Below are 255 nucleotides of genomic sequence, written 5' to 3'. Positions count from 1 at the left end.
CATCGGGCCGAGCACGCCGAACTTGACCCCGGCGATGTGCAGCAGTTCCGCGACGGCCTTGGTGGTCTTCTTGGCCCGGTCCTCCAGCGCGCCGGCGCAGCCGACCCAGAACAGGTACTCGACGTCCCCGGGCATCTTCTCGTCCACAATGGGGACCTCGAAGTCCAGCTCCTCGATCCACTCGGCGCGCTTCATCTCCGGCATGCCCCACGGGTTGCCCTTGTTCTCCAGGTTCTTGAGCATCACGCCCGCCTC

Annotated in this window: 1 pseudogene; it reads right to left on the bottom strand. The window is 66.3% G+C overall.

From position 1 onward, the window contains the following. Nucleotides 1-255 (bottom strand): annotated as a pseudogene (locus QSK36_RS43375) (Fe-S oxidoreductase); the annotation flags it as partial.

It is taken from the genome of Microbispora sp. NBRC 16548, assembly GCF_030268985.1.
GTDB classification, from domain to species: domain Bacteria; phylum Actinomycetota; class Actinomycetes; order Streptosporangiales; family Streptosporangiaceae; genus Microbispora; species Microbispora catharanthi.
This window is presented reverse-complemented; position numbering and strand designations above follow the sequence as displayed.